This window comes from uncultured Clostridium sp. (assembly GCF_934754915.1).
In the GTDB taxonomy this organism is placed as follows: Bacteria; Bacillota; Clostridia; order Clostridiales; family Clostridiaceae; genus Clostridium.
In genome coordinates this window covers 1-3,640 of record NZ_CAKVKB010000235.1, presented here as the reverse complement: position 1 = coordinate 3,640, position 3,640 = coordinate 1, and the positions used below count along the sequence as shown (strand labels likewise).

2 protein-coding genes and 1 pseudogene are annotated in these 3,640 nt (G+C 29.0%); 1 reads left to right on the top strand and 2 read right to left on the bottom strand.

What is annotated here, in order from left to right:
* Positions 1–503: 503 nt before the first annotated feature.
* Positions 504–2,375, top strand: a complete 1,872-nt coding sequence (locus Q0F58_RS18090) for an N-acetylmuramoyl-L-alanine amidase family protein (protein WP_294379248.1) — start codon at positions 504–506, stop codon at positions 2,373–2,375.
* A gap of 106 nt (positions 2,376–2,481) precedes the next feature.
* Here Q0F58_RS18090 and Q0F58_RS18085 read toward each other — a convergent pair whose 3' ends face one another.
* On the bottom strand, positions 2,482–2,985 hold the full coding sequence (locus Q0F58_RS18085; protein WP_294379247.1) for a phage tail protein: 504 nt from the start codon (positions 2,983–2,985) through the stop codon (positions 2,482–2,484).
* 301 nt (positions 2,986–3,286) lie between these two features.
* A pseudogene (locus Q0F58_RS18080) lies at positions 3,287–3,640 on the bottom strand (O-antigen ligase family protein); the annotation flags it as partial.

The window sequence follows — 3,640 nt, the reverse complement described above, 5'->3', positions numbered from 1 at the left end:
TGGGTTTAATAAATTTGTATTAGCAAGTTTTTAGTATAAAGGAGATGGAATTATTCTATCTCCTTTTTATAGTGCTATATGAAAATTATATTTATGAAAAACCTTCTTTTGTTATTACTTATAATATATATGTTGATAATAATAAAACTACATAACAATTAAAGAAGTCTTGAAAAGATTTCTACCTAAATTGTTTATTGTCAATTGTACATTAAAAATATTTTTATATTTAAAAAAGTACCTAAAAAATGAAAAATGATTGTATATTATAACGAAAAAGAGAAAAACATAAGTACATTTTATACATTTATTTAGTAAAAACTAAAAAATAATACAAAAATACATAATTATGTTGACTGAATGTAAAAAAGCATGTATTATATATGAATATGAAATAAATATGGCACAAATATTTAAACAAATTAAAAAATAGCAAATAATACTTTAATTTTTTGGACATGCTATTTTGTTTTATATTAAAAAGCACTTAGGAGGAAAAATTAATGATTAACAGAACTACTAAATTAACTGCTTTATTAGTTGCTGCTGCTTCAATAGCATCAATGACTCCAGTAATGGCAGTAGAAAAATTAGGAAACAGAGAAGGAACAATTAAAGAAGCTGTAGCTTTTGAAGGTGGAAAATACGTTTATGAAGGTTACAGAACTGACGATGATGATACAGGAATCTGGTATAACAAAGGAACTGAAAAAGATACTTTTGTTGAAGATTTAGAAGAATATGAAATCAAATCAAAATATGGTACTAAATATGCATATGTTACTGAAGATGGAAACAAAGATGATTATTTAGTAGACTTATCAACTGGTAAGGTTATTGATGATGAAAGTGCTGAAGAAAAGCAAGAAACAGCTGAATCTAAATTAATCTCAGGATTAAAGAAAGCTGAAAGATACAATGGAATTTCAGATGATGATAACAAAGTAAATTCTAAATATGTTAATACAATCAAATTATTCAATGATCAATTTGGAGACGTTTGGTATCAATATGTTGCTTCAACATCATCAACTGTATTAGACAACCTAGATTCAGAAGAAGCTGCTACAACAACTGGAACAGCAATAAATTTTGGACAAGATGCTTTCACTGGATTTGTAAATGAAAATGGAAAATACATAGATGCTTCATATAAAGCTAACTTATATGTATACAATGCAAGAAAAGGTAAAGCAACTTCAATAGAAAAATACGGAAAAGTATATAAAGATGAAGCTTTAAAATTAAACTTAAAAGAAATCAAGGCTTTAGCTCAAGATAAAGATTATATCTATACATTAACAACTGTAGAAGTTTTATATTATGGAACAAATGCAGATGGAAATTATGTTTTTGAAGACAATGCTGCTACTACAAAGAAAGTAGAACAAAAATTCATTCAAAAGATTTCTAAAGCTCAAGGAGATAAAGAAGATGGAGCATATACACCTAAGAGCGTAGACAGCTACCAATTAGATAATGGAATATTTGAAGATGCAGATGACAGCAGCTATGATGCATATAATACAGTATTTGAAAATGGAGCTAAATTTGCAGTAAAAGATGGTTATTTATATGTAACTTATGAAAGCAAGAGTGATGAAATAACTACAGCTAAGTTAAAATTAGGAAAATCTAAATTAGATTTATTAAATACTGATATAGCAGGAAGTAAGTATAAAGATATCGATACAAGAATAGTTATGCAAGTAGAAGATGATAATACTGATGCTTATGATTTTTCAATAGACGTTGATGGAAACACCTGGGCTATCTACAAGGGTAAAATCAAAATGTTTGATGGAAAAGAATTTAAAGATGTATATGCTTGTGATAGATCATTCAACAAATTAGATGTATATAACAAAGATTCATTAATTGCTTGGGATGAAGATTCAGATGCTTACACAACTGTACAAGAAGGTAAAAACCAAACAGTTAATGATGCTACTGAAATAGATCCTGATTTAGGAAAAGATAACAATACAAATACAGCTAAAACTGGATGGGATCAACAAGCAGATGGAACTTGGGTTCTTTATGATACAGTAGGAAACAAAGTAACTGGATGGGCTAACATTGGTGGAGCATGGTATTACATGAACACTAACGGAATCATGCAAACTGGATGGATAAATGACAACGGAACTTGGTATTTCTTAAACCCAGTTTCAGATGGTACAAAGGGAGCAATGAAGACAGGCTGGTTATACGATAACGGAGCTTGGTACTACTTAAATGCTTCAGGAGCAATGCAAACAGGTTGGATAAATGACAATGGAACTTGGTATTACTTAAATGCTAATGGTTCAATGGCAGCGAACACAACTGTTGGTGGTTATAAATTAGGAGCTAATGGAGCTTGGATTAGATAATTAATATATTAACAATATATAAAATGAAAGAGACGGGGATATCCCCGTCTTTTTGTAGTATATATTTTAATTAACAATGTACAATTATACATTGTACATTGAAAGATTATTCAGCATCAGAAACTATTACAGAAGCTCCAGTAGTTTCATCCACATCATCGTCTATTGTCACAGCAGCACCAGTAGTTTCAGTAACGAAATTGTCTGACATTTTTACTGATGTATTTGAAAGTATAGTCTTAGGAACTGAGAAGTTATAAGTGTGGCTGTAGATAGTTTTATCATTACTTTGAACCATTTTTCCATCTTCGCCTAAATAATAACATGAGTTTCCGTTAATTACCCATGAGTTAGATGCCATAGTTCCATTTGACCATAGATAGTACCATGCACCATTATCATAAGTCCATCCAGTTTCCATATCTCCACCATTTGTGAAGTGATACCACTGACCATCTATAAACTGCCATCCTGTAGCGTTTGTTCCATCTTCTTTTACATAATTCCATGAGTTATTCATTGAACTCTTTTTCCATGCAGCAGATGCAGGAATCATAGTTCCTAATAATGCTGTAGAAATTAATGTTAGTGAAAGTAATTTTTTTAACATAATATCATCCTTTCCTTTATTAAATATATATGTATATTTTACATCTATTTGGTTAACCTTTCAATTATAAAGAAATATTTTTGAAAATTATTTAAAAAAATAAAACTATATTTTAAATTGGAATAAAAACAATCGACTCTATAATCTAAATATACTTATATAATGTACTTCTTAAAATACTTAACATTTTTCAAATAGAGAGACTGACATATCACCATAAGAATCAATTTTAAACTTCTTATATTCTTTAATATAACAAAAGGTGAAATCTTGAAAAGATTTCACCTTAAATAATTGTACATTAGACTGTTCTCTTATTGATTAAGTTTACTGCTCCTCCAGCTCCAAGAACAACCCAGAATATTGGAGCTACACATATTACAGAGTCATTAAACATTCCAGTAACAAGATATCCTAAGATGCTCAGGAATAGTATTCCTCCAAGAAGCTGAGTTTCTGTATATTTTTCCTTTAAAGCATATAACTTTATACTATCAACAATGTAAACTATGATAAGGCATAAAAATGCTAAAAGAGCAATTATACCATTGTTTATACCAATCTGTAATAATAAATTGTGAGCTTTACTTATTATCATGTTTGTAGTGTCATATGCATAAAGCTTTCCTATTAAATCATTTTGAGGAAAATCAAA